The organism is Brevibacillus schisleri (assembly GCF_055685845.1).
This window is the reverse complement of sequence record NZ_JBVNDM010000001.1, coordinates 3,013,355-3,037,506: the sequence shown is the minus strand read 5'-3', so window position 1 is coordinate 3,037,506 and position 24,152 is coordinate 3,013,355. Positions and strand designations below refer to the sequence as shown.

Annotated in this window: 24 protein-coding genes; 9 read left to right on the top strand and 15 right to left on the bottom strand. The window is 45.7% G+C overall.

Annotation, left to right across the window (positions count from 1 at the left end; all coding sequences use genetic code 11):
• Window positions 1-307 precede the first annotated feature (307 nt).
• The 6 genes from ACUUHJ_RS15075 to ACUUHJ_RS15050 all read right to left on the bottom strand — a co-directional run bounded on the left by ACUUHJ_RS15075 (window position 308) and on the right by ACUUHJ_RS15050 (window position 7,337).
• Window positions 308-1,972 (bottom strand): DUF6138 family protein, encoded by a 1,665-nt coding sequence (locus ACUUHJ_RS15075; protein ID WP_472299217.1) that lies wholly within the window; start codon window positions 1,970-1,972, stop codon window positions 308-310.
• Between the two features lie 29 nt (window positions 1,973-2,001).
• A complete protein-coding gene (locus ACUUHJ_RS15070; protein ID WP_472301195.1) occupies window positions 2,002-3,063 on the bottom strand; it encodes a suppressor of fused domain protein in 1,062 nt (353 codons plus the stop codon).
• A gap of 147 nt (window positions 3,064-3,210) precedes the next feature.
• Entirely contained in the window at window positions 3,211-3,849 is a 639-nt protein-coding gene (locus ACUUHJ_RS15065) for an RNA ligase family protein (RefSeq protein ID WP_289677921.1), read from the bottom strand.
• 14 nt (window positions 3,850-3,863) lie between these two features.
• Complete coding sequence (locus tag ACUUHJ_RS15060; protein WP_289677920.1) at window positions 3,864-4,826, bottom strand: AAA family ATPase; 963 nt, start codon at window positions 4,824-4,826, stop codon at window positions 3,864-3,866.
• 110 nt (window positions 4,827-4,936) lie between these two features.
• Entirely contained in the window at window positions 4,937-5,755 is an 819-nt protein-coding gene (locus ACUUHJ_RS15055) for a hypothetical protein (RefSeq protein ID WP_289677919.1), read from the bottom strand.
• Between the two features lie 106 nt (window positions 5,756-5,861).
• Window positions 5,862-7,337, bottom strand: coding sequence for a protein adenylyltransferase SelO (locus tag ACUUHJ_RS15050; RefSeq protein WP_472299216.1), 1,476 nt, complete (start codon window positions 7,335-7,337; stop codon window positions 5,862-5,864).
• Window positions 7,338-7,582: 245 nt separating this feature from the next.
• Here ACUUHJ_RS15050 and ACUUHJ_RS15045 point away from each other — a divergent pair, with 245 nt between their 5' ends.
• Together ACUUHJ_RS15045 and ACUUHJ_RS15040 are read left to right on the top strand one after the other, a co-directional pair.
• Window positions 7,583-8,017, top strand: a complete 435-nt coding sequence (locus tag ACUUHJ_RS15045) for an SRPBCC family protein (protein ID WP_289677917.1) — start codon at window positions 7,583-7,585, stop codon at window positions 8,015-8,017.
• On the top strand, window positions 8,018-8,389 hold the full coding sequence (locus ACUUHJ_RS15040) for an ArsR/SmtB family transcription factor (RefSeq protein ID WP_251250857.1): 372 nt from the start codon (window positions 8,018-8,020) through the stop codon (window positions 8,387-8,389).
• Window positions 8,390-8,503: 114 nt separating this feature from the next.
• On the opposite strand, the gene ACUUHJ_RS15035 is transcribed toward ACUUHJ_RS15040, so the two are convergent.
• Window positions 8,504-9,079: a hypothetical protein gene (locus ACUUHJ_RS15035; protein ID WP_472299215.1), complete on the bottom strand. Its 576-nt coding sequence runs from the start codon at window positions 9,077-9,079 to the stop codon at window positions 8,504-8,506.
• A 221-nt stretch (window positions 9,080-9,300) separates the two neighbouring features.
• Between ACUUHJ_RS15035 and ACUUHJ_RS15030 the strand changes: the two genes are divergently transcribed.
• A complete protein-coding gene (locus tag ACUUHJ_RS15030; protein ID WP_472299214.1) occupies window positions 9,301-10,266 on the top strand; it encodes a DHH family phosphoesterase in 966 nt (321 codons plus the stop codon).
• 64 nt (window positions 10,267-10,330) lie between these two features.
• Here the strand turns inward: ACUUHJ_RS15030 and ACUUHJ_RS15025 are convergent, their stop codons facing one another.
• On the bottom strand, window positions 10,331-11,809 hold the full coding sequence (locus tag ACUUHJ_RS15025) for an Lsa family ABC-F type ribosomal protection protein (RefSeq protein ID WP_289677913.1): 1,479 nt from the start codon (window positions 11,807-11,809) through the stop codon (window positions 10,331-10,333).
• 468 nt (window positions 11,810-12,277) lie between these two features.
• Here ACUUHJ_RS15025 and ACUUHJ_RS15020 point away from each other — a divergent pair, with 468 nt between their 5' ends.
• From ACUUHJ_RS15020 to ACUUHJ_RS15005, 4 genes are all read left to right on the top strand, one after another.
• A complete protein-coding gene (locus ACUUHJ_RS15020) occupies window positions 12,278-12,907 on the top strand; it encodes a hypothetical protein (RefSeq protein ID WP_289677912.1) in 630 nt (209 codons plus the stop codon).
• Window positions 12,908-13,126: 219 nt separating this feature from the next.
• Entirely contained in the window at window positions 13,127-14,311 is a 1,185-nt protein-coding gene (locus ACUUHJ_RS15015) for an MFS transporter (protein WP_472299213.1), read from the top strand.
• Between the two features lies 1 nt (window position 14,312).
• Window positions 14,313-15,704 (top strand): M14 family zinc carboxypeptidase, encoded by a 1,392-nt coding sequence (locus ACUUHJ_RS15010; RefSeq protein ID WP_289677910.1) that lies wholly within the window; start codon window positions 14,313-14,315, stop codon window positions 15,702-15,704.
• 134 nt (window positions 15,705-15,838) lie between these two features.
• Window positions 15,839-16,303: a GbsR/MarR family transcriptional regulator gene (locus tag ACUUHJ_RS15005; protein WP_289677909.1), complete on the top strand. Its 465-nt coding sequence runs from the start codon at window positions 15,839-15,841 to the stop codon at window positions 16,301-16,303.
• A gap of 92 nt (window positions 16,304-16,395) precedes the next feature.
• On the opposite strand, the gene ACUUHJ_RS15000 is transcribed toward ACUUHJ_RS15005, so the two are convergent.
• On the bottom strand, window positions 16,396-16,890 hold the full coding sequence (locus ACUUHJ_RS15000) for a YdhK family protein (RefSeq protein ID WP_289677908.1): 495 nt from the start codon (window positions 16,888-16,890) through the stop codon (window positions 16,396-16,398).
• A gap of 159 nt (window positions 16,891-17,049) precedes the next feature.
• Between ACUUHJ_RS15000 and ACUUHJ_RS14995 the strand changes: the two genes are divergently transcribed.
• On the top strand, window positions 17,050-17,286 hold the full coding sequence (locus tag ACUUHJ_RS14995; RefSeq protein ID WP_289677907.1) for a hypothetical protein: 237 nt from the start codon (window positions 17,050-17,052) through the stop codon (window positions 17,284-17,286).
• 222 nt (window positions 17,287-17,508) lie between these two features.
• On the opposite strand, the gene ACUUHJ_RS14990 is transcribed toward ACUUHJ_RS14995, so the two are convergent.
• Window positions 17,509-17,847: a winged helix-turn-helix transcriptional regulator gene (locus tag ACUUHJ_RS14990; protein ID WP_289677906.1), complete on the bottom strand. Its 339-nt coding sequence runs from the start codon at window positions 17,845-17,847 to the stop codon at window positions 17,509-17,511.
• A 200-nt stretch (window positions 17,848-18,047) separates the two neighbouring features.
• Between ACUUHJ_RS14990 and ACUUHJ_RS14985 the strand changes: the two genes are divergently transcribed.
• Window positions 18,048-18,713: an NAD(P)H oxidoreductase gene (locus tag ACUUHJ_RS14985; RefSeq protein ID WP_472299212.1), complete on the top strand. Its 666-nt coding sequence runs from the start codon at window positions 18,048-18,050 to the stop codon at window positions 18,711-18,713.
• Window positions 18,714-18,777: 64 nt separating this feature from the next.
• Here ACUUHJ_RS14985 and ACUUHJ_RS14980 read toward each other — a convergent pair whose 3' ends face one another.
• The 5 genes from ACUUHJ_RS14980 to pdhA form a co-directional block, all read right to left on the bottom strand.
• Window positions 18,778-19,128 (bottom strand): VOC family protein, encoded by a 351-nt coding sequence (locus ACUUHJ_RS14980; protein ID WP_015891057.1) that lies wholly within the window; start codon window positions 19,126-19,128, stop codon window positions 18,778-18,780.
• A 131-nt stretch (window positions 19,129-19,259) separates the two neighbouring features.
• The gene (gene lpdA / locus ACUUHJ_RS14975) at window positions 19,260-20,705 is read right to left on the bottom strand and encodes a dihydrolipoyl dehydrogenase (protein ID WP_472299211.1); all 1,446 of its coding nucleotides are present in this window, start codon (window positions 20,703-20,705) and stop codon (window positions 19,260-19,262) included.
• Window positions 20,706-22,010: a dihydrolipoamide acetyltransferase family protein gene (locus ACUUHJ_RS14970; protein ID WP_472299210.1), complete on the bottom strand. Its 1,305-nt coding sequence runs from the start codon at window positions 22,008-22,010 to the stop codon at window positions 20,706-20,708. It lies immediately after the preceding gene.
• Window positions 22,011-22,027: 17 nt separating this feature from the next.
• Window positions 22,028-23,011, bottom strand: a complete 984-nt coding sequence (locus tag ACUUHJ_RS14965) for an alpha-ketoacid dehydrogenase subunit beta (RefSeq protein ID WP_472299209.1) — start codon at window positions 23,009-23,011, stop codon at window positions 22,028-22,030.
• Window positions 23,008-24,075 carry a pyruvate dehydrogenase (acetyl-transferring) E1 component subunit alpha gene (gene pdhA, locus ACUUHJ_RS14960; RefSeq protein WP_472299208.1) on the bottom strand — a complete coding sequence of 356 codons (1,068 nt, stop codon included), beginning with the start codon at window positions 24,073-24,075 and terminating at the stop codon, window positions 23,008-23,010. The genes ACUUHJ_RS14965 and pdhA overlap by 4 nt, the downstream gene beginning before the upstream one ends.
• Window positions 24,076-24,152 lie beyond the last annotated feature (77 nt).

Below are 24,152 nucleotides of genomic sequence, written 5' to 3'. Positions count from 1 at the left end.
TCCCCATTTCGTTTTTACGTTTCTCGTCATTTACTCTTTGTTCATCTGTATCACCCCCTTTTTTTGACAACAAAAAAGATGCTCCTGTCCAATAAACAGAAGCATCTTGCTCTCGTACTAGAAATCGCTATATGAAAAATAGATCATACAGGAATTCAAACTATACATTTGCAGGTGAATTTGGCTTCTTGTTTATTTATTATGGAATTGGCTTTTCCAATAAATAAACAATGGCGCAAATGATTCACCCTCCGTTCCAATTAGTTGCCTTCAATATAGCATGGTCTTCTAAATATTGTCAATGAAGCTATTCGACCAAGTCTAGCAATTGTGCAAGCTTGTCTTTGATGGGGGAAGGTTCCTTTTTTACTGCCTGTGCGAGCTTTTTGTTCCCGCCGAAAAGACGATAAATAACGCTTTCCCGCTGGTAATCCTCCATCACTGCAAGCTCCCCTATGAGTGCATCCACCAGTTCGGCACGATTGATTGTGACATTTTTCAAAGGCTTCGCCGAGTCGCTACTGCCAAGCACCAGAGAGACGAGTACGGGGATATTCTCTACGGTTACACCATGCGCCTCCATAAAAGCTAGGGCAAAATCGTCCTGCGCAGACTGATGCTCCGTGTCGACCAGCTCCATATAGCGGCGAAAGAGTGGAAAATAATCGCTGCTAGACAACCCGAGAGCCAATACCGCATAGGTGCCAGGCATGACGGATTTCTCACTAGGCTCTACATCCCCATACCATGCGAACTCTTCCATCGCAAGCTCAGCATATTCTGCGATTTTCGGATATAAGGCAGGATAACGGGACGCATTGGCAAAAAACTGGTGGAGACCTGACTTCGCCAGCTTTTTTACGGGCAGGTAGTGCTTTTCGCTACTCTTCAGCTTGAGCTTGTACCCTTTCGGAAAACCTTCACGCAAGAGTCCGTTGATAAAATCGATGGCTTCACCGTAGGCGGCTTCTTCCTCAGTCACGATACGGATGTCGATCGCTTGTAAAACGTCATTGGCTTTTGCTTGAATCAGACTGCTTTTATACTCGTTTTCAAAGCGACCGCTGCCACGTTTTACATAGTCCGTAGCCCGCTTGGAGCCAAGCTGAACAGCGAGGTCCAAAAACTTCTTGCGGGTGTCAGGTTCCTTGTTGCCTATTGCGAGAGCGACGTATAGGAAAAAGTCCAGCTCCTCTGCTTTTGGTTCCTGACGCTCCTGCTCGGGTTTCAAAACCCAGTCCAATCCATAATGCCCGGTACGATCAAAAAATTTGACTAAAAAACGCTCATCAGCCCAGCCTTTTAAAGCTAACGTAGAGTGGTACGTCCACGAATCACTGCGTTCTTTATTAGAGCGCAGCTTTTCGCTAAGACGCTGGATAAGAGGTTCGATAAGCTCCTGCTTTTGTTCCATCAAGTCGGGATTGACGAGACAATGAGCGAAGAAGAAATCGTCTCTTTCTTTCGGACGTACAGGAAGCTCCGCTTTAATTTTTGTCTCGATAAATTGATCCAGTACTTGTTTTAGACTCTCGCGTTTTCGCTCGTTTATGAAATGGCGAGAATGGCATTGCACCGATTGTTTCCACTCGAATTCGAAGACGAGCTCGAAGCGGTAATTAAAAAAGTGATAATCATAGTCGGTGGAATGGAACAGGGATTCCATTCGATCACACAGTGCGGGAAAAAACTCTTGCATGAGCATTTCCTCTGTAAGCTCCTCGATATAAGAGCCCGCATCGTATTTGTACGAGTCGTCACTCCAGCTGAATGGTTCATGGACATCGATGTGGATTTTACCATTGGCCCAATTGAGCTTTCCTTTTCTCCACGCCACTCTCAGGTAGTCTTTGACCCCCGCCTGCAGTAGACTCCAGTCTTTGACCTCGCTGATCCGTTGGTTCTCTTTTTGGTAAATTTCTAGGATGGAAGTCCATACTTCGTTTAGAAATGCTTCTGCTGCCTGATTCATTGGCTGACTCTCCTCCTTGCCAAAACATCTTAACCGATGACTTTGACGACATTGCCCTCGCTATCGGTAATATTGGTTTTCACAATATGAATGGCAATTCCTTTCAGGGAAGGAATCTCAAAGCTGCTTTCCTTAGGAAGCAACTGCTTGGTAAGCGCAAGCGTTGTCGCATCATCGAGAACAAATCGAATGACGTCCTCTCCTGGAATACACGCAGCCTTCTCTCCTGCCTCAAATACAACGCGGACATCAGGTCCCACAAGGCTCAGGCTTTCCCCTTTTCGCATACGTCCGCGGAGAATTTTTCCGATGACTTCCGCTTGCTTAGCTCCCAGCCTCAAAGTCGAAGGCGTTTTTTTCAAGAAGCCATTTTTTCCTGGCTCCCATCCAAGCTGGCTGACGAACAAATAAGCCGTGCTGGAGCCTTCTTGTTCCATTCCTTTTTGAACAGCATCAGAAACCGTAGAATGGCGAAGGAGAGAATCCCGCTCGAGATCAGTTATGTAGAAAGGCATATACGGCAAGCCAGATTGGAGTACGCCACGAGTATTCCAAGCCATCATCGCATCGAGTTCATCACCTGTGATCCCAACCATTTGCAAGAATTGCACCCGCCCATTCGGCGTATCCATTTCGGCAAGCTGAGGGTCTGTCACAAAAGCGAGCGCAGTCAGTTGGGTATCGGCGCCCAAGCATATCGGACCGTTTGCATCCAAGTGATCACCTGCTTGAAACACATTGCCCGTGTTGAATACGTAACGCCCCATATTTTGAAGCAGATTCAGCGCCCAGGCAGGCGGTTCTTCCTCGTCGTCCTTTCGTGCTAATCGAAACGTCAATTCAAAGCCAAAACCGCTTTCCTCTTCATTCTCAGACTCTTTTTCATACAACTCGGTGAATCCATACGTGACAAAATGCCAATGCGGGTTAGGCTCGTCCGATATATAGGCGCTTATTCCATCCAATGGATCGTTTCCACCCAGCGCATACGAGATAAGTGTGCCGTAATGCTTAGGCTCCTGCTCTCCATAAATCTTTCTCATCTCCTGGTCAATAGCATCCCAGCCCGCTGACATCATTTCATCGTTCATTTCATCGTTCATTTCTTTGCTCATCCCTCTTGCCTCCCATGTCATGACTGTCTTAACAATAGCCAAAATGAAATTTGGATACTCTAGTAGACGGTCAATACCACTTAGCAAATTACATCGTTCTCATTCCCTTCCATTCAAAAATCTTTAATAGGTTTGTGCTATCCCATTCGGAACGACTGGCTTCGATAACCAGTGCTGGTCGGTTTGCACATGATTCTTGCGCACAAACTTGGCGGCAGAGTGTTTAAAATCTTCGTACGGAAACCTCTCCGTTACTCGTACCACGTACCCCTCTTGTTCCCCGCCGAAGACAGATTGCTTGGTGTAGCAACTTTTTATGGTCTCTTCCTTCCAAATCCCTCTGTACAAGACAGGTGCTGTTTCCAAACCAAGTAGTTCGGCCCATTCTACCGTTTCATCCCACGACAAGCATTCATTGTTTTCATTCCAGATCGAGAACACGTAGAAATAGCTCGTTAGATGTCCGTAATAGATGGAGTGCAGCGCATATACATTTTCCCCACAAACTCGCCAGCCTTCCGGGATATGAAACGAAATCGTCCCGTGCAGCATCTTTACCCAATGTCTAGATGCGTGATCTTTGCTATCCAGTGACCGTGCATGGATATGGTTTCGGTACAGCGTGGTATTTTCTCCATCCAGCTTTTCTGTCACGACTACTTCTTTTCCCTCGAAATGACTAACCGTTCGCAAGATTTTATCATCATCGGTTCTACTTCTTGACCAGGGTAAATGAAAGGTTCTCGGATATTTTTTCAACATCGTTATTCACCTCCTTATTTGGCATAGGCATCTCCTTCCTTGAAGAAGTACAGCTTCCACAGGTACTCTTCGCCCAACAAATGATAAATCTCGGAAATATCTTGCTGCGTTCCGTAGTTAATCTTCATGTGCATTTGAATCAAGTTGACGACTTCGAAAATAAAATCATCGTCGAATCCTAATTCTTTTAAGAAATGGCAAGCAATTTGTGCAGATACATGCTCATGTCCGAAGTAGGAGTAATGGCCTTTCATCGGCTTGTAGGTTTTGCAAAATGGTTTTCCTGTATCGTGAAACAAGGCGACCACTTGCATGAGAAATTTGTCATCTTCCGTGTAAAAGGCGTTTACATAATCGAAAACATGATAGGTATGCTTGCACAAAGGGTACTGATGATAAGGATTTTCCTGATTAAATTGATACATCTCTTTGAAGATCGGAATGGCATTCAGCCTATCGAACAGCTCTTCATAGGAGGGTTCGTTTTGAAGCAACTGAACGAACTCTTCTTTTTCAATGGCATAAGGAACTGGTTCGTGCAAGAGATGAATGTGATCCCAGCCTTCATTTTTGATGGGAAAATGGAAGTTCTTCCGCATCTTCGCCAAGATGTATTCGTCCACGGTTCTCTTTCGGGATTTATTGCGCTCTAGGCAAACGGAATAGGGAACATCGACGTAATAGCATTCCTTCAGAACATCGGGAAATTTAGCTAGGACCTTCATTCTCTTCTCTCTGTCAATATTGGTTGCGTCTAAGATGACATTCCTTCCATTCATCAGCTCCGTTGCGATTTTCGAATAAACCTCAAAAAATACTTGCGCTGACTTTTTTTGTTTCCGCTCATCACCGAATAAGTTCTGGCGTATTTCATCCGTTGACACGATGATTGCCCGTTCCTTTTTGGCAATTTCTTGCGCCCACTTGCTTTTGCCACTGCCCGCAATGCCTGACAGGACGATTAATTTCTTTTTCACTTATATCTCACCTCCTTTCAATGAAAACTAATTTTTCGACATGCTTTTCCAATATTATACACACTTCGCGTATGGATGACACCCTTCTTTGTTCCTAGATTTTCCGTTCTTTACAGCCACGGACCAAAGAAATTCTGGACAGCTTGCTCGGAATAGCTATCTTCCCCCCGCCAGTTCACGACGGCAAAAAAGTCATTCTTCCCGCCACGTCCTGGTCTGTCCTTGCTTGGAGCCAGGATCCCAGCGGATGCAAGAATTTCCATGAAGACATCCCGTTCGTTCTTGCTAGATGGAAAGACACCCTGGAGCCGCTTCTCCAGTTGACGAGCGGCATCGGTTGGTTCACTGCTGGCGATGATGGCTAGCACCTGATGGAGGATGGCTACATCTTCTTCCTGCACCGTAAGATTGTCTTCTTTGCTTAGTAGCTCCAGATCAAGCATGAGGTACGGTAGATAGTTCAGGCGAATGCCGCCCCACTTGATTCTTTCAAAATTCAGGACATTCAAATCTTCGTCGGTATATAGCTCTCGCCCAGCGATATAGTAACGGTCGCATTTATGGCAGTCCCCGTACATTGCAAAATAGGTACCGTTTTCTGGATTTGTATACTTCCCTGCATTACTTTCAAACGTATGAGCCGTCAAATGCTCCGTCAAAGCCCAGCTAGACAAGGCGCTGCGCAGATACACCTTTCGCGTCGAGAGACTGTGTAAAAAGGCTGTGGCGACTTGCTCTTTTGTCACTTTTTCATGCAAAGCAATGATTCTGTCTATGCACTCCTCGTGACTGATCGTTAGCGGGTCAAACATGAGACCTTTGCTTTTTGCGTATTCAAAATCTGCTCCCGAAAAATCGTATGGGCGACTCTTCCAGCCGTTGCTACTCCAAAATGTCTTCATCAAAATTTGCTTTGCTTTTTTATCCATAAGACGATTTCTCCTTATTCTTAGCTTTCCATATTTTAGCGCTAATCGGACGTGTAAAAAAAGAGTCCAACCCATGAAAGATCGCTGGACTCTGATTCCGTTTCTATTACGTACCGCAAAACGTTTGATAAGGACGTGCTGATTCCGCTGGTAAAGTCGTGTATTCTACCTGTTCAGGCGTGTACGCATAGGGATCAGAAAGGACTGTCAGGAGCCGTTCCATCACCGTGTAGTCGCCCTCTTTCCATGCTGCTTCCAATGCTTCTTCTACCCGATGGTTCCGCGGAATGACTGCCGGGTTGTTCTTTTTCATTCCCTGTTGTACCGCGTCGGTGTCTTCTGGCTGTCTCGTTAGTCGTGCTTTCCACTGCTCATGCCATTCCGTGAATTCGCTCGTGCCAAACAGCCCAGTCTCTTCTGGTTGATTAAGCGTGAGAGCACGGAATGTATTCGTATAATCTGCACGCTGCTCCTTCATCATGTTGAGCAAACCCTCGATCAACGCTTCGTCTTGCTCCTCTTCGTTAAACATACCGAGCTTTGCCCGCATTCCTGTGAGCCAATTGCTCTGATACAGCTTGCTAAATTCGGCAAGGGCATCTTCGGCTATTTTCACTGCCTGCGCTTCATTTTCATGCAACAACGGCAATAAGCTTTCCGCAAAACGGGAAAGATTCCACACAGCAATGTATGGCTGATTTCCGTAAGCATAGCGGCCCTGAACGTCAATAGAGCTAAATACCGTTGCAGGATCATAGGTGTCCATGAAGGCGCAAGGGCCGTAATCAATGGTTTCGCCACTGATCGCCATGTTGTCGGTATTCATGACCCCGTGGATAAAGCCCACAAGTTGCCACTTGGCAATCAACGCTGCCTGACGCTGGATGACCCCTTTTAGTAGGAGGAGATAGCGGTTTTCTTCTGCCTCGATCTCTGGAAAATGTCTTTGCAATGTGTAATCAGCTAACGCGCGGAGATCTTCTATGGAACAAAATCTTGATGCGAATTGGAACGTGCCTACTCTGATATGACTGGCTGCGATACGCGTCAAAATGGCACCAGGCAGCTCGGATTCGCGATAGATAGACTCGCCGGTTGTCACTACTGCAAGGCTCCGAGTCGTAGGAATCCCGAGTCCATGCATGGCCTCGCTAATGATGTATTCGCGCAGCATCGGGCCAAGGGCTGCTCTGCCATCGCCGCCACGTGAATAAGGTGTTCTGCCTGAACCTTTTAATTGGATATCGAAGCGCTCGCCTGTAGGCGTAATCTGCTCACCAAGCAGGAGAGCACGACCGTCGCCTAACATGGTAAAATGGCCAAACTGATGCCCCGCATATGCTTGAGCGAGAGGCATTGCGCCTTCCGGGGTTTTATTTCCCGCGAGCATAGCTATGACTTCTTCGCTTTGCAGAGCTTCGACATTCAGCCCTAGTGATTTTGCCAAACGTTCATTGAGAATGGCAAGCTTCGGCGATCGTACAGGCGGTGGATTGAGCCTAGAAAAAAACGATTTTGGCAGCGTTGTATAGCTGTTCTCGAAGTTCCATCCCGGTTCGATTGTTGGTTTTTTGTCAGTCATTGTATCTCCTTTTATCGATTGACGTTATTTGCATGGAGGTAATTGTACGCATGATACATTTTGTCAATTTATTATACCCTTTTCATGCAGGATAGGAGCACACTCGCACATTTTTAGCGTACTCCTCGCCGAATATCTTTCATGAGTTGGGGGGAAAATACCATTTACATAAAACCAAAAGGTGTTATATCATCATAAAAGCAAAAGGTGTTATATTTTTCACTACGAAACGGAGAGATTTTATCGTGGGACAGAACAATCAACAAGCCGTAGAAGATATTAAGCAAACCATCGTTTTCGACGCCCCTATTCAAAAGGTATGGGAGAAAGTATCCACTGCGGAAGCCATCTCAGCTTGGTTTATGCCAAATGATTTTCAGCCTGTAGTTGGTCATGAGTTTCATATCCAATCCCCTTTTGGCCCTTCTCCATGCAAAGTGCTGGAAGTAGAAGCACCACATCGCCTTTCTTTTGCTTGGGATACAGACGGTTGGGTTGTCTCTTTTCTTTTAAAAGACCTGGGAGATAAAACAGAGTTTACCCTCATTCATGGTGGATGGAAAGCGGCAGATGAGATCATCGAAAAAGCAAACGCGAAGAGCGCAATGATTCGTGAGAAGATGAATCAAGGTTGGGTTGGGATTGTTCATGAGCGTCTGAAAAAGGTTGTGGAAGGCTAAATGTCTGCCTCAGCAGAAAAGGTTGATGTATTTCAAGCGATCGCTGACCCTACTCGTCGAGAAGTGCTTCGCTTGCTAGCTGAAAAAGAATTGCCGATCTCAGCAATTACCTCTCATTTCCCCATAAGCCGAACGGCTGTGGTCAAGCATCTTCATATACTTGCTGACGCAGATTTGGTTACGGGACATAAGGTTGGTCGCGAGAAAATCTATCGTTTGCATCCCGGTCCCCTGACAGAAGTAAAGCAGTGGCTTTCCTTTTATGAGCAGTTTTGGAATAATAAGCTATCTATGCTTAAGCACCTTGTGGAGACCGATGGAGATACGACGTTAACTGTCGTCCAGTCGGAACCGGATCAAAAAAGGATATAGTTTGTCATGCCTTCCCTCTTGATCGTTTGAACAAAGATCAAGAGGGGTGTTCTTTGATCAGGCAGTATGGATAGCAAAAAGACTGCCGGTTGCTCGACAGTCTGGGTAGTTTGCTTACTTATTCAACAGCTCGGTCAGTTCAGTGGATTCGGTCAAATGCAGCGGTGCCGTTCCATAAGCTTTGCCATCTTCTGAATCAAACATATGGTTTTTGTTGTCTCCGCTCAATACGAAGAACAGTGTCTTCGCCTTTACTTCTGTTTTGTTATCTGTATGAACAGTCGCTGGCAAAGTGTTTGTCGTTACTTCAGCGTAGTTGAATTCAACTGCCAAAGCCTCTTTCTTGTCCTTTTCCACCGCTTGGGTGCTCTCGTCAAAACGCATTTGGTCCGCAGGTGTTTCAAAACGTTTGTTCATGAGCGCAAGAATTTCCTTGAACTTGTCATCTTCCGGCTTCAGGGATGTTTTTTCCCCTTGCTTGTACACTACGATTTCTTGTGGAGCAGCGATCACCTGTTGCTCTTCTTTTTTCGCTTCTTCAGGTTTTTGCGTAGTTGCTTCACCCGCTGGCTGTTGGGTGCCTATTGTCGATTGATTTTGATTTGTTGGTTGCTCTGTCGGCTGCGTGTTGCCGCAAGCAGTAAGGACTGCTAGCAGGAGTGCAGCTGGGATCAAGGCTGACTTTTTCATGTTGAGGACCACCTTTTACATATTCTCTCCACTGTTATACGACACGCCCGTGTGGTTGAACGAGATGTGGAGTGCTTTTGACCAAAGCATTCTATTACAATAAAATTAACCTTGCAAATAATCACCAATTGTTGTCTTCGTGCAAGCAAGCCATCCTGAATGGGAAAGATGAGAGAAGGCAGTACCATTTGGACGACGGACTCATTTTAAGGAGATACTTCATGACTCATCAAAAAATCATTCATTTCAGTGATAAGGACCTGGATGGCGTATCTTGTGCAATCCTGAGTCAAATTGCTTTTTCCAATCAAGAAGTCGATTACCGCGGAGTGACTCCTTACACTGTCAATCAAGAAGTTCAAAAATTTATCGAAGAAGAGCTTACCCCCGATATGAATGTCGTGATTACCGATGTAAGCGTCAATAACGAGGTCGGAACGCTCATTCAGAAAAAGGTCGATCAGGGACATGTATTTGTCTTGATCGATCATCACCCAACTGCCTTGCCGTTGGCTTCCACGTACGAATGGGCAAAGGTTATTACCGAAGAATCAGGGAAAAAAACTTCGGCAACGAGCCTTTATTATGATTATCTGGTAAATCAGGGATATCTGACTCCTACAGGCGTTCTCGCTGACTATGTGGAGCTGGTTCGTGCCTTTGATACGTGGGACTGGGATGCAACTGGTACAGTACAAGCCAATCAACTGAACATTTTATTCTATATGGTCGAGCGAGACAGGTTTATCCAGAATGTGCTGGGACGCTTGCGCGGTGAAGGTACTCATACGGATCAGTTCGTATTTGACGAAGTAGAATCGATCCTCATCTATACAGAAGAAAAGCGTATCGATGAATTTGAGCATAAAAAGCTGAAGCAAATGAAGCTAATTCCGGTAGAAATTGATTTAGACGAGCCAAAAACGTATCAAGTGGGCGTGGTTTTCCTCGAACAATATCACTCCACGACAGGCAATTTCTTATGTAAGAATGCAGAAATGATTGATTTCGTTGCGATGCTCGATCCCGGAAAAGGCAGAATCAGCTTTCGAACGATTCGAGAAGATGTGGACCTGTCTGTGATCGCCCAGCATTACGGTGGTGGCGGTCATCCAAAGGCTTCCGGATGTTCCTTTACAGGCGTTACGTTAAAGGCTTTCGTGTACCCTGCTTTACGAACGAATTAGAAAGGTGAGGAAACCTAAACGGTTTTCCCCACCTTCTTCTTTTTTTTAGAGACTTTTTATCCAACTACAATTCAACGATTTTTGTAGCGATGTTATTGCAAAACTCCCTGTCATGCTCCACAAAAAGAATCGTTGGCGAGTGTTCAAGGAGCAGCTCTTCAATTTGCATGCGAGAAATGACGTCAATAAAGTTTAATGGCTCATCCCAAATATGAAGATGGGCTTTCTCGCAAAGACTTTTCGCAATGAGTACTTTCTTCTTCTGCCCGCCACTAAAAGCAGAGATATCCTTCTCAAATTGCACACGGGAAAAGTCCAGCTTGCGCAAAATCGATTTAAACAGGCTTTCCTCAATCCCATTGTCTCGGGCAAAGTCAGTGAGATTGCCCTTTAGATGGGAAGTGTCTTGAGAAACATACGAGATTTTCAGTTGACTTCCCTTTCTGAATGTCCCCGTATGTTGAATGTTCTCCCCGCAAATGAGCTTGAGAATGCTTGATTTTCCTGAACCATTCTTTCCTGACAGCGCTATACGCTCTCCTTGCTCAATCGTAAAGCTGACATCTGCACAGACAAGCTTCTCTCCGTATGAAATCGAGACCTTCTCCAGTTCGACCAGTTGATTTTTATGATAAGCAAGCTGTGCAATCTTTAAGCTTTCCTGGTTTTCAATGTTTTTCAGCAGCTTCGATTTTTCATCAATAGCGGATTGCTGTCTTTGCTCCATCGATTTGGAGCGTTTCATCATTTTCGCAGCCTTGTGGCCAACATACCCTTTGTCTAATTTGGAACCGGAATTCAATGTTCCATTCTTCGTCTTTTCCACAGCGTCTGACCAGTTGCTTGTGCGTTTGGCTGCGTCTGACAAGCGTTTAATGTCTTTTTTGAGCTTCTCATTCTCAGCGAGCTCATAGTTATCCTGTCTCTGTTTATTTTCCCACCAATCGGAGAAGCTCCCTTTTTGCACCTCAATGTTCGTCTTGTTGATGGACAGGATATGGTCGACACAGTTGTCTAGAAATGCGCGGTCGTGGGACACCAGAATATAACCGCTTTTGGAATGGAGATAATCACTGACGAGCTCCCTTGCATGCATGTCGAGGTGATTGGTTGGCTCATCAATTAACAAAAAACTGTTTTCCTTTAGAAATAAGGCGGCTAACATCACTTTCGTTTGCTCCCCGTTAGACAAAGATTCAAAAGGACGATATAGAACATCGTCTGAAACCTTTAAGAGGGAGAACTCGCGCATTAATTCCCATAGCTGATAGTCCGGGACAATGTCTTGAACGATATCAAGGGTAAGATATTCTTTGTTCTCGACTTGGAAAGGAAAGTATTCAAAGCTGACTTGAGCACTAATCTTTCCACTGTATTCATACTTACCAAGCAACAGGTTGAGAAAAGTTGTCTTCCCCCTCCCGTTTCTTCCCGTAAAGCCCAATTTCCAATCCGTATCGATTTGGAAGCTCACATTTTCAAAAATGTTATCAAAACTGCCTTCATAGGCAAACGTCAAGTTATTTACACTGATTAATGACATACAATCATCCCCCTGTACGCAAAAAAAATAGAAAAGCTACAAGAAAGTTACTCTCTTGTAGCTCAAATAAATACAGCAAATCCAACTCAAAAAAATGGAGTTAGATAAGGATATATTGTTTGAGTGAAGAGATATAAGTAACTTTCTTGCACATAAAGAATAAAACACGCGAAAGATATCGCTGTTTGTTTTATTTTTTAAGCAAGAAAATTATCCATTATACTCTTCAGCTCCAGTCATTAAGTTAACAGCATCATATCATATTCATTTGTGCGGTTCAACAAGTAATCTTTCCGTTTTTTTACTGTAGCTTCTAGTGAAAACTCGTGTTCCTTGGAACAATCCTCTCCCTCGACAATTTTCGGACAAGAATTTTTTTCCGTAAAAAGAAGGAAATTTAAAATTGAATGAGAATTCCCATTATTGAAATTATTTTTACCTATTGCAATTATATGGAGGGGTTAAACTATGAAAAAAGTAGTAAGAGGCTTGGGTATTCTCGTATTGGCATCATCATTCCTGTTCGTCCCGACTCAAGCAGCAGATGCGGTAGGAAAAGGAAATGAATCTAACGCCCGTCCACAAAAATATATCTTTGATGGAAACTGGAAGTACGGTGATACGTTAGTAGTGGCATACGATACGTTCTTTCCGAATGGATGGATATCGATTGAAAAAGAGCCACATCGTGGAACACAGCTTGGATATGAAGTAGCGAAATATATTAATGGCGCGAATTATGGGCAAGTGGAAAGAAGCTTGAGCTTTAACATCCCTTCTGGTTGGGTAGAAATCGGTCGAGGTTATAACAGCAAGAGACAGGCTTATATCGATATCAGAAATGAGAATAAAAAACGGTACCAACCTCAAGAGTTGGAGAATAAATGGGTCGGTACCGGGGTGCCTGTACCATATGGCTGGGTCGTGGTAAATGTAAGTCTCTATGAAAAACAAATCGTAAATATCACCAGTATCCCTACTGAATCCAGCATTGAAGCGGTCAAACACCCCTCGCCAGCCTTTGCTTATGAAATCCCAAGAGGCTGGGAAATCACTGTAGATGGAGAGTATTCTCGAATTCTCACAAGAAAGTACTGATCATAACAGATACGATCAGTTACGAAATGTGATCATGAAACGACCTGTAGGTAGCACGATGGAAAACCATCCGCGCAACCCACAGGTCGTTTTCGTTATTCGATAGGAAAGCTATCCTGCGTTTTCCAAACAGAACTAAATTCAGTAATTTCAGTATTGACTAAAATAACTGAATTTAATTAAGATAATACACATAACATCTTTTAGGAAGTGATGCACATGAAAAAATCTGCTTTGATTAGTGCTGCGCTCTTGTTTATCACTATACTCGTAGGGGTTCTTGGCACGTACAGCATCATTATTGCACTACCACTTATTGGAGAGGAATTTCATTTGAATCCAGTGGAGCAAGGTGCGATCATGAGTGTATATTTTTTAGGCTTCGCTATTTTTACCATTCCGGGAGGGATCATTGCTGATAAACGAGGATCGAAGCAAATTATTGTAATCAGCTTGGTATTGTGGGCAATATTGACTGCGCTTACAGGAGCGGTCACAAGTTTTGCAGCCTTACTCGTTGTCCGTTTTTTGATGGGGTTTATCGATGCCCCACTAATGCCTGCTATGTTAAAAGCGATTGCCGAACGAACACCTGCAAACATCCGCACGACCACATTATCCGTCGTTTCATCAGCGGAACCAATTGGGTCTGGACTTGCCCCTTTTCTCGTAGCACCATTGATTGCGGTACTGGGATGGCAGGAAGCTACTTTTATTACAGCATCAGTTGGCCTGCTCTTGGCCCCCATTCTCTTGATATTCCTTCCCCGTCCTTTCGTAATGGAGCAATCTTCAAGCTCAGCATCAAAATCGAAACCTATCCCTTTCCTATCTCTTTTGCGTAACAGGTATTTGTGGAAACTAACAGGTATGCTCTGCGGAATTAATATCGTGATGATTGGATGCATGACATGGGTACCTACCTACTTAACAACTGAAAAACATCTTGCTATTACCGAATCGGGCTTATATGCATCGCTTCCTCTTCTCATTTCCTTGCTTGGCTATTTGGCAGGTGGATGGTTATTTGACCGTTATTTTCATCAAAAGTTTCGAACGATGGTCGTTCCGTCCATTCTGGTCTCAACGATTTTCCTCACGCTTATGATCCTATCTGACGATGTCAACCTGTTTATGCTGTTTGAGTCTCTTTCCTTGTTTTTTCTTTCCCTTACCACTCAACCTATTCTTGGACTTACCATGCGTCTCATTCCCTCAGATGCTTTGGGCACTGCTAGTGGAATTCTGTTAACCGGAGGAAAGCTGGCAAGTATTTTTACACCAATCGCGATGGGCGCATTCATTCAAGCGTATTCCTTTCAAGCCGGTTTTTCCCTGTTGCTAGTAGGTGCTGGAATCTCATTTGTTTCCTCCATTCTTATCCATCTCAAAAGGAGTGAGTAGCTTGACTGATTTCATTCAAAAAATGCTGCAAGAAATGCCCGATTTCTCATATTTTCTAACTATTGAAGAATTGGACGCCTCTTCCCGTGAATTAGCAGCTGCCTATCCACATCTTGTTACCCTCAGTACCATCGGTCACTCAACAGAAGGACACCCCATCCTTATGCTGCGAATTGGAAATGGCCAGCATCGCGCGCTGTTTGTCGGTTGTCCGCATCCAAATGAACCGATTGGAGCTCTATCGTTAGAGTATCTCAGCAAAAAGCTATGTGAGGATTCTGCCCTATTAGAGCAAATGGATTATACCTTCTATATCATCAAAGAAATCGATGTAGATGGTTGCCGACTGAATGAGGGTTGGTACCGCGGCCCATTCTCTCCAGATCGTTACATCCGCAGCTACTATCGTCCCAGTATGCTCGAGCAAGTTGAATGGACATTCCCGTATGCCTATAAAACGTTGAGCTTCAACGAGCCCATTCCTGAAACCGTAGCATTTATGCGGGCGATTGATGAAGCCAAGCCGCATTTCCTCAACAGCTTGCACAGCTCCGATCAAACGGGAACGTTTTATTATGTATCGACTCCTCTTCCCGACGCATTGTGCCAAGAGATCGTAAAACTGACCCATGATCATCAATTACCGCTGATGATCGGCGAACCAGAGGCACCATTCATGCCCCCTATCCAACCCGGTTTTTATCAGCTACCTGAGCTGTCTGCTATGTACGATTACTACCAAAGCATCCTGCCTACTGGAGAAGACCCTGCGAAAGCAATCCTCATGGGGGGCTCATCCCGCGATTATGCTGGGACACGTTACCGTACCTTTTGCCTTGTTTCGGAAATATCGTTGTTTACGGATCCAAGGATGGGAGATGAATCTGAAACCACTCATAGCTACAAGGATGCTACGCTGGACATAGCCAAACTGGAAGGTGAACAGATTGCTTTTTTATCCAAACAGTACCAAAGCGCACAGGCATTCATAACGATGCCAACCAGATTCCAGCGATCTGTAGAGGATTTTCTGATTGGTATGGAGGAAGTTCGATCCCATCATTTACAATCAGCTGAAAGTGATGCAGCTTTAGCACGCTTCGCAACAGTAGCTGAAATGTTTGACTTGAAATTACGCACTTTATGGAGTTCTCTATGCTGCTGCAGCATGCTGATCCGCATACTGGATGCCCAGCCCGACAACATCACCCTTTCAGAGATTCGAGCAGAATTAGAAAAATGGCTGGATCAAGGCTTACAAGAGCTACTCTCCTTTTTTAATTGGTCGATGCGTCCACTGCGCGAATTGTGCGGTGTCCAGCTAGGTTCTGCCTTGATGATAATGGAGCATCTTCGTCAAACCAATGATAGCACTGCTACGCCACTAAAATAAGGAATGATGTGAGCGCCTGTCAGCAGACCAGGCGCATTTTCTTTTGTTATTTTCTGAAGAAAGCAATGACTATTGATAGTATAATAGACAAAAGCATGGATATCGGGCAAAACGAGGAAAAAGGAGTCTTGAAGTTGGACAAATTAACGGCGGAAACGATGCAATTGATTGAAGAAATGGCTCTCCATCACGAAAATCAAGGATTATCCAGAATTGCTGGCCGGATTATAGGACTGTTGATGGTCTCGCAGGAACCCCTTTCATCCGAACAAATAGCCACTACATTGCAAGTCAGTCTAGGAAGTGTATCTACCAATATGCGCATTCTTTTAAAAAGTGGACTCGCGGAAAAAAAGAGTGTGACAGGCGACCGTGTGAGTTATTACATCGTGGCACCAGACGCAATTGAGGAAGAGTTTATACAGGGTTTAGAGCGAATATTATCATTAAAGAATGTCATAGAAAAAGGAATGCAAATTGAAAATTTGAAGGAAAGCGAGCTAGTTATGCAGCGATTCCATGAGATGCTGGAAGCAATTGAGCTATACAAGGAATCTCTCAATCAAATGCTCGCTAAGTGGAAGTCTCGTCGCATGTAACCTCAAACAGCTCCTATTAATGGAAAAGCAGAAAGGCAGCTTTGGCGATGAAAAAGCCACGGCTGCCTTTTTTCATAAGAGGATGGCATCGATCATTTGACTGGTGATATCTCATCTTCCGTTACCCATTTGTAGTTCTTAACTTCTCCTCCCCCTGTCGTGGGAGTGTAATCGATCATATAGACAGTCGTTGTATTTGCCGTATCAAGCTTGCCTGATGCATCGAGCATCCCTTTCACATGATCCGCCTTCAAGACGACTTCCGTTCCCGGATTATATGGTTGCTTGATATGGTTCTTGATTTCTTCTTGAATGATCCATTTATACCCCTTCACAGGAGGCTCACCGGTTGTAGGCGTATAGGTCACTGAATAGGCGGTTGTGTCGTAAGCCCCCACAATTTTCGCTTTCGCCCCTTGCATCCCCGGTTGGTGACTTGCTTTCAAGATGACTTCACTCCCTACTGTAAATGTAGGTTTCGGTACAATCTCTACTTGCTCTAGTACATCCGGTGCAGCAGCACCGCCACATCCACTTAACCCCATCGCGGTAATCAGCATGAGCAATAACAGTTTCCATTTTTTCATTCTAAACACCCCGAATTCTTTGTTGTCTGTCAAAGGTATTATGGGTACACAAGACCTTCCTTATCCACTTATATCCTGCTTGATGCTTTATTTGAATGCATCCTTGGACGGGATTGACAAATCCTTGTTTTCAATCAACTGTAAAAGCAAAGCGTAGAATTGCTTCCGCTGCTCACTTGGCAAACTCTCGAGTACACTCTCGGCAATATCAGTTTGCAGCGCCAAAAAGTGATCACGGCAACGATGAAGCTCAATCCGCTGGCAAATCCGGCAGCAGCTGTGTACAGCAACATCTTCCTCCTGCTAGCCATTCTCATCATGGGAGTTTGGATTCTGTATCGCCTGCAATTCCGTGCCAGTAAAACTCTTGTCCATACAGACGAACCATCCATGTAAAATGTTTCTGTAAATAGGAAAACCAGTTCGAAGGACCTGCTCGTGTCCTGAACTGGTTTTCGTTCTATTCCGCTGTACGAATCTTCGATATCCAAAGGCTGAAAGCGATGCTTTTTGGCAAAATCGTATGTGCTCATTCCTGTTGCTTTTTGCAGGGTCTGCAAATGGAAACAAGGGTGAATGCACGTAATTGTTCCTCCTTCGACCGATCTATATTTACGACTATTTGCCCGGTATTTCCCCCCGAAGGTAACGTTCGCCCCATTCACACATGAGATCCATGATTGGTTTGAGCGAATCTCCCAATTCACTCAATTCATACTCGACCCTTGGCGGTACTTGGCTGTACACGGTCCTGATGACAATTCCATCCTCTTCTAACTCGCGGAGCTGCTGAGTCAGGATTTTTTGGCTAATGTCCGGCATTTGTTTCTTCAATTCGCTCGTTCGTTTGGGGCCGTAGTATAACTGACATAAAATCAAGGTTTTCCATTTGCCACCTAAAACATCTAGTGTTGCTTCAGAAGGAATTTGGTATGTATGTTTGAGCTTTGGTCTCATCGATTGGCTATCCTCCCCTATTACTTACGATTTTTACAGGAACCTTTTTGTTCCTGTGTTACTTTTTGGTATCAATAGCACAAAAAAGTGCGTACTTTTCACTTTCCATTATATGGTGCATGATTCGGATATAACAGCACCTTAGAAGATGGACGCCCATCTGACATACAAATGACTACAAAGATAGAGGGTGTTTAAAAATGAAAGTACTGACAGTTGTTACTCATCCACGAACCAATTCCTTGACCTTTGCCGTTGCAGAACGTTTCGTTCAAGGCCTAAAAGATGCAGGACATGAGGTTGAAGTTTTGGATTTGCATCGCAGTGGTTTTCACCCTGTTTTATGGGAGGAAGATGAGCCAGATTGGAACAATGGAGATAAAAAATATTCCGAAGAGGTCGAGATTGAAATGGAGCGCATGAGAAAACACGACGCGTTAGCCTTTATTTTTCCGATCTGGTGGTTCAGCATGCCCGCCATGTTGAAAGGATATATTGATCGCGTCTGGAACAACGGGTTTGCCTATGGCTCACGTAAACTGCCTCATAAACATGCATTGTGGATCGGTCTCGCAGCTGCTCCTGAAGATCATTTTCAAAAAAGAAATTACGACCAAATGATGGCGCACCACCTCAATGTCGGAATCTCCAGTTACGTCGGAATCGACGATTCGAGAGTTGAGTTCCTTTACGACACCTTGGCGCAAAATCCAGCGCATATCGAGCAGTTGTTGAACCGTGCTTATCACCTGGGATTCCATTATGGGAAGAAAGGGAGCCTAAAGTATAAAATATCTCTTTCTATCGAAGCCAACGGTGGGCGTTGCAACTTTATCGCCCACCCTTCTGATTTACCGGCTGTTTAAACAAGAAAAAAGAAAGCCCCTTTTCCTATGAGAAAAAGAAGGCTTTCGACTATGTGTATACGCGTTACGCAAGTACCTCAACGGTAAATCCTCCAGGAGCTTTCACATAAAACGTCCAACCATGCGATCTTACTGGCGGTGCAACTTTGTAACCATCTTCTTTTAAGCGTTGATTGATTTCATTTACTTTCTCTTCGCTCTCTTGGATGAAGCCGATATGAAATGTCTTGGGATATTGGACTTCGGCACCCTTCATCAAGGTAAACACCAGGCCATTATCGTCAAATAGAACCCTAAAATTATCGCCACGAGCATCCTCCGACGTATCTAACTTTTTTAGGCCAAAATATTTCTCCAAGAAACCCGCAGCAGCTGGAACATCCGTAACGGTAAGATTGACGTGATTCAATTTCATAATGACCACACATCCTTTGCACGAGATTAATTCAAGCGTAGCACATTCATGCAAATGCCAATCTTGATAGGCTCCGAGGCAGATCATTGTCATGAAGACCCGTCACATATCTTTAAGGTTTCACGATCATTCTATTTATTCACCGCTACTTTTGATTTGTTTACGATATGAATAGCATGGCCTAACACCGCTTCGGCAGCCTCCAGCCATACCTCGCTTAAAGTGGGATGCGGATGCATGGTTAACGCCACATCTTCTACACGCGCAGCAAGCTCAAGTGCCAGTATACCTTCCCCGATCAGGTTCGATGCATCAGCACCTACAATGTGCATTCCCAACAATAAATGACTTTCTTGATCCACTATCACCTCAGCAAAACCTTCTCCTTCATCTATGGCGAGTGCTCTGCCATTCGCCCGATAAGGGAACGTCGCTGCCTTGACCTTGTACCCTTGAAGCTCTGCCTCATCGCGTGTCATCCCCACACCAGCTATTTGTGGCTCAGTAAAAATCACATAAGGTATAAAAGGGGAATCTACGCTGCTAGGCAGCCCTGCGATCACCTCGGCTGCCACAATCCCTTGCTTCGCCGCACGATGGGCTAACGCAGGGCCAGGTGTTACATCGCCGATGGCATAAATATGCGCCTTGTTCGTACTGCCAGTCGATGTCACGGGAATATAGCCGCGCTCGTCCATTTCTACTCCCGCCTGCGCAAGTCCGAGTTCACCGGTGTTCGGCACTCGCCCTATAGTGACGAGTGTTTTATGTGCAGTGATACTTTCGGAACCGTTCTTTTCCGAAGTGCATACGAGTGTGACTCTTCCGTTCGCTACCTTAGCCTTCTCTACTTTTGTCGCGATCTTTACCGTCATCCCGAGCTGTTTTGCCTGCTTGAGCACTTCCTGAGAAAGATGGGCAGCTGTTTGCGGCAAAATGCGCTCACTTGCTTCAATGATGGTCACCTGCGATCCAAGCTTGGCGAACGCCATCCCGAGCTCCATACCAATATAGCCTCCGCCGATTATAGACAGTGTTTCCGGTACGTCATCCAATGCCAGCATATCAGTAGAATCCAGAATATATTCTCCATCTGTTTTCAAAAACGATGGAATGAACGGACGGGATCCTGTCGCAATGATCGCTTGTTTACATTTGTACGTTTCAAAATCGCCACCCGTCTCTACGCCAATCCGATCACTCGAGAGAAATGTCGCAATCCCCTTCACGACTGTAACCCCGTTGGACTGACAGAGATAATCGACCCCTTTGTTCAATTGAGCAACGACAGAAGTCTTCCACGTCTGCCAGCTCGGCATATGGAACGTCGTTTTCCCTGTCGGAAGCTGGATTCCAAGCTTATTCAGGCTATTTAGCTTGTGGTATTCGCCTGCTGTATGAATCAAGGCTTTCGACGGGATGCATCCGCGATTCAAGCAAACCCCACCCAGTACTTCCTTTTCAATAAGAACAACCGATTTCCCCAGCTGTCCGAGACGAATAGCGGCTGCATAACCTCCTGGCCCACCACCGATGACAACCACATCTGTTTCGACTGCTACTTCGCCGACTACCATCTATACCATCTCCGCAAACAATAGATTCGGATCTTCCAGCAGCTCCTTGATCCGGTTGGTAAAACGTACTGCCGTCACACCATCGATTAGGCGATGATCAAACGAAAGTGACAGGTTCATCATCCAGCGAATAACGCCTTCATCCTCACGCACGACCCAGCGCTTCTCCATTTTGTGCAAACTGATAATCGCTACTTCCGGGTGATTAATGATTGGCGTTGCTTGCAGTCCCCCGATTGATCCTACATTGCTGATCGTGAAGGTGCCACCTGTTATGTGTTCCATAGTCAATTTGCCATCGCGAGCCAAGCGTGCCAGTTGATCGATTTCTTCCGCGAGTTGAAAAATCGATTTGTGGTCTGCATCCTTGATGACTGGTACAATCAAGCCCTCAGGCGTATCGGTTGCAATGCCGATATGGTAAAAGCGCTTGAGCAAAATTTCATTTGTACGTTCGTCAATCGATGCGTTTAGCGTCGAGAACTCCTTCAGTGCAATGACCAGCGCTTTGATAAAGAACGGGAGGAAGGTCAGCTTAATATTCCGTTTTTCCGCATGTGGCTTTAGCTTTTCGCGCAAAGTACGCAACTGATCCATCTCCAGCTCATCGACAGAAGTCACATGCGGGATGATTGTCACTGATTTCACCATATGCTCGGCTATCTTTTTTCGGATGCCTTTTAACGGTAGCCGTTCGATACCTCCCTGCGACGAGGTGACTGCACGAGTAGCGGTTCCTGTTTTCGGCTGAACAACCGGTTCCGTCTCAACCGGTACTGTACTTGCCTCCAACAGACGCTCATTGCCAGGAGCTGTCGTCGGAAACTTTGCTGGTGCTGATTTTTGCAATCGATTGGCGAATTGGCGCAAATCCTCTTCCGTCACACGTCCCGCTGCTCCTGTACCTGTGACCAACTCGATATCCAGCTTCATTTCCCGCGCCAACTGCCGAACGTACGGCGTGGCCAATGATCGGCGGTGATCAGCACGAGCTGGAGTAAAATTGACTGTCTTATCTGGGTTTACGACCTTTTCTGGATGCTTTGTCTCCGTCTTTACTTCCACTTCCGTACCTGCATCGATCACGAGAAGGGTTGTGCCGACCTCTACTGTTTCCCCTTCTGCTATGAAAATGTCACGAATGATGCCAGTCACTGGCGCAGACAACTCGGCATTCACCTTGTCTGTTTGCACCTCCAGTAGTGGCTGATCCTGTTGAACGGATTCGCCAGTGCGAACCAGTACTTTTACGATTTCTCCTTCATGCATACCTTCTCCCACATCAGGAAGCTTGAACTCAACCATATGACTCGCTCCTTCTCTTAAAACGTAGCCGTTTCCATAATTCCGTCCTTCACGCGTTCAGCCGTTGGCAAATAGTCATCCTCGATGCTAAATTGTGGGACGGGCACGTCAAATCCGGTAATCCGTTTCACGGGAGCCTTCATGTATATCAAAGCTTCATCATTGATGATGGAAATGATCTCTGCACCCAACCCAGCAGTTTTATGGGCTTCATGTACGACAACTGCGCGTCCAGTCTTTTTGACCGAGGCTATGATGGCATCCCGATCCAACGGATAAAGCGTGCGCAGATCAATGACTTCGCAGCTCAAGCCGTTTTCGCGCTCGATCTGTTTCGCCGCATCCTCTGCGACACGAAGCATCGCTCCCCAAGCAAAAATAGATACATCCGAGCCTTCCTGGACGACCTTCGCTTTTCCGATGGGCACGCGGTACATTTCTTCCGGAACCTCCTGTTTAAATGCGCGATAGAGCTTGGTCGGCTCCAAAAAAATAACCGGATCAGGATCTTCCATTGCTGCAATCAGCAAGCCTTTTGCATCATAAGGTGTGCTTGGTGCCACAACCTTTAAGCCCGGTACATGAGCAAAAAACGTTTCGACACTCTCCGAATGCAACTCCGGACCGCGAATCCCTGCCCCGTACGGCGTGCGTATGACCATCGGGACATGGTACTGTCCGCGAGTACGATAGCGCATGCGTGCAGCATGAGAAACAATTTGCTCAAAGCCTGGGTAAATAAAGGCAAGGAATTGAATCTCGACCACAGGAATTTTCCCGTTCATGGCAAGACCGATCGCTGCCCCGATGATTCCCGCCTCCGCTAGCGGCGTGTCCACTACACGATCCGGACCGTATTTGTGAACCAAATCTTCCGTCGCCCGGAACACACCACCATTCACGCCAATATCCTCGCCGAGCAGCATGATGCGTGAATCATCTGCCAATTTTTGATCCATGGCCTCCGTGATCGCTTGAATCATCGTCAGTTTGCGTTTCATGCTGGGATTCCCTCCTGCTTCGATGGCTTGACGAGCTCGTTCTCCTGTTCCGTTGCCATCCACGATGGTTCAGCGTAGACGTGCTTGAACATGTCTTCCGGTTTGGACTTCGGATAGCTCTCTGCTTCCACAAGAGCTGCATCGATTTGTTCATTCACGCGTGCCATCAGCTCATCTTCCCTCGTCTCATTCCACAACCCTTGATTCTCCAGATACACTCGCAGACGTTGGAGTGGGTCGCGGTCTTGACGCCATTCCTCGGACATATTCTCTTGATCCCGGTATTTCTTCGGATCATCTGCGGTTGTGTGTGCGCCATAGCGGAATGTCACCGCTTCGATCAACGTCGGTCCCCTCCCTTCAAACGCACGTTGCATAGCTTCTTTCATGGTCAGCCAAACAGCGAAGATATCATTGCCGTCTATCCGAACCCCTGGGATATCATAAGCGGCCGAACGCTGTGCAATCGTTTTCGATGCAGACTGCTGTGAAAACGGAACGCTGATCGCGAAGCCGTTGTTTTGGCAGAAGAAAATGGTCGGCGTCTGAAATACGCCTGCAAAATTCAATGCCTCATGGAAATCTCCCTCTGAGCTTGCTCCGTCACCAAAGTAGGCAATGCTAACATGCTGTTCGTTTTGCAGCTTGCTCGCCCAAGCAGTCCCTACTGCATGAACCATTTGAGTCGCAATCGGTACACATGGCGGCATGATGTGCAAATGTTTCGGGCTGATACTCCCTTCCATGTGGCCCATCCAATAGAGGAACACTCTTGCCATGGATTGTCCATGGACAATCGCTGCCGCATGGTCTCGGTAGGTTGGGAAAAGCCAATCTCCAGGTGTTAATGCCATCGCGCTGCCTACTTGCGAAGCTTCCTGCCCTTCAAAGGGAGCATACGTCCCCATTCTTCCTTGTCGTTGCAGGTTAATCGACTTGCGGTCAAACTGCCGAACCAGCACCATATTTTCATACATCTTGATCATCGTCGCTTCGTCTAATAGCCCCTTAAGATCGCTTACCAGCTCACCCGCTGGACTCAATACCTGATATAATGAAGACATGGAAACATCCCTCGCTTTTTCGATGAAAAACACCACGGTGTCTTTCGATCATGTGATATTGATTCGTCTTGCCTCTG

Excerpts from the sequence above, each read along its gene's own strand:
- ACUUHJ_RS15075 (WP_472299217.1), bottom strand. The coding sequence starts at position 1,972 with ATGAATCAGGCAGCAGAAGCATTTCTAAACGAAGTATGGACTTCCATC.
- ACUUHJ_RS15070 (WP_472301195.1), bottom strand. The coding sequence starts at position 3,063 with ATGAACGATGAAATGATGTCAGCGGGCTGGGATGCTATTGACCAGGAG.
- ACUUHJ_RS15065 (WP_289677921.1), bottom strand. The coding sequence starts at position 3,849 with ATGTTGAAAAAATATCCGAGAACCTTTCATTTACCCTGGTCAAGAAGT.
- ACUUHJ_RS15055 (WP_289677919.1), bottom strand. The coding sequence starts at position 5,755 with ATGGATAAAAAAGCAAAGCAAATTTTGATGAAGACATTTTGGAGTAGC.
- ACUUHJ_RS15050 (WP_472299216.1), bottom strand. The coding sequence starts at position 7,337 with ATGACTGACAAAAAACCAACAATCGAACCGGGATGGAACTTCGAGAAC.
- ACUUHJ_RS15040 (WP_251250857.1), top strand. The coding sequence starts at position 8,018 with ATGTCTGCCTCAGCAGAAAAGGTTGATGTATTTCAAGCGATCGCTGAC.
- ACUUHJ_RS15035 (WP_472299215.1), bottom strand. The coding sequence starts at position 9,079 with ATGAAAAAGTCAGCCTTGATCCCAGCTGCACTCCTGCTAGCAGTCCTT.
- ACUUHJ_RS15030 (WP_472299214.1), top strand. The coding sequence starts at position 9,301 with ATGACTCATCAAAAAATCATTCATTTCAGTGATAAGGACCTGGATGGC.
- ACUUHJ_RS15025 (WP_289677913.1), bottom strand. The coding sequence starts at position 11,809 with ATGTCATTAATCAGTGTAAATAACTTGACGTTTGCCTATGAAGGCAGT.
- ACUUHJ_RS15020 (WP_289677912.1), top strand. The coding sequence starts at position 12,278 with ATGAAAAAAGTAGTAAGAGGCTTGGGTATTCTCGTATTGGCATCATCA.
- ACUUHJ_RS15015 (WP_472299213.1), top strand. The coding sequence starts at position 13,127 with ATGAAAAAATCTGCTTTGATTAGTGCTGCGCTCTTGTTTATCACTATA.
- ACUUHJ_RS15000 (WP_289677908.1), bottom strand. The coding sequence starts at position 16,890 with ATGAAAAAATGGAAACTGTTATTGCTCATGCTGATTACCGCGATGGGG.
- ACUUHJ_RS14990 (WP_289677906.1), bottom strand. The coding sequence starts at position 17,847 with ATGAGACCAAAGCTCAAACATACATACCAAATTCCTTCTGAAGCAACA.
- ACUUHJ_RS14985 (WP_472299212.1), top strand. The coding sequence starts at position 18,048 with ATGAAAGTACTGACAGTTGTTACTCATCCACGAACCAATTCCTTGACC.
- ACUUHJ_RS14980 (WP_015891057.1), bottom strand. The coding sequence starts at position 19,128 with ATGAAATTGAATCACGTCAATCTTACCGTTACGGATGTTCCAGCTGCT.
- lpdA (WP_472299211.1), bottom strand. The coding sequence starts at position 20,705 with ATGGTAGTCGGCGAAGTAGCAGTCGAAACAGATGTGGTTGTCATCGGT.
- ACUUHJ_RS14970 (WP_472299210.1), bottom strand. The coding sequence starts at position 22,010 with ATGGTTGAGTTCAAGCTTCCTGATGTGGGAGAAGGTATGCATGAAGGA.
- ACUUHJ_RS14965 (WP_472299209.1), bottom strand. The coding sequence starts at position 23,011 with ATGAAACGCAAACTGACGATGATTCAAGCGATCACGGAGGCCATGGAT.
- pdhA (WP_472299208.1), bottom strand. The coding sequence starts at position 24,075 with ATGTCTTCATTATATCAGGTATTGAGTCCAGCGGGTGAGCTGGTAAGC.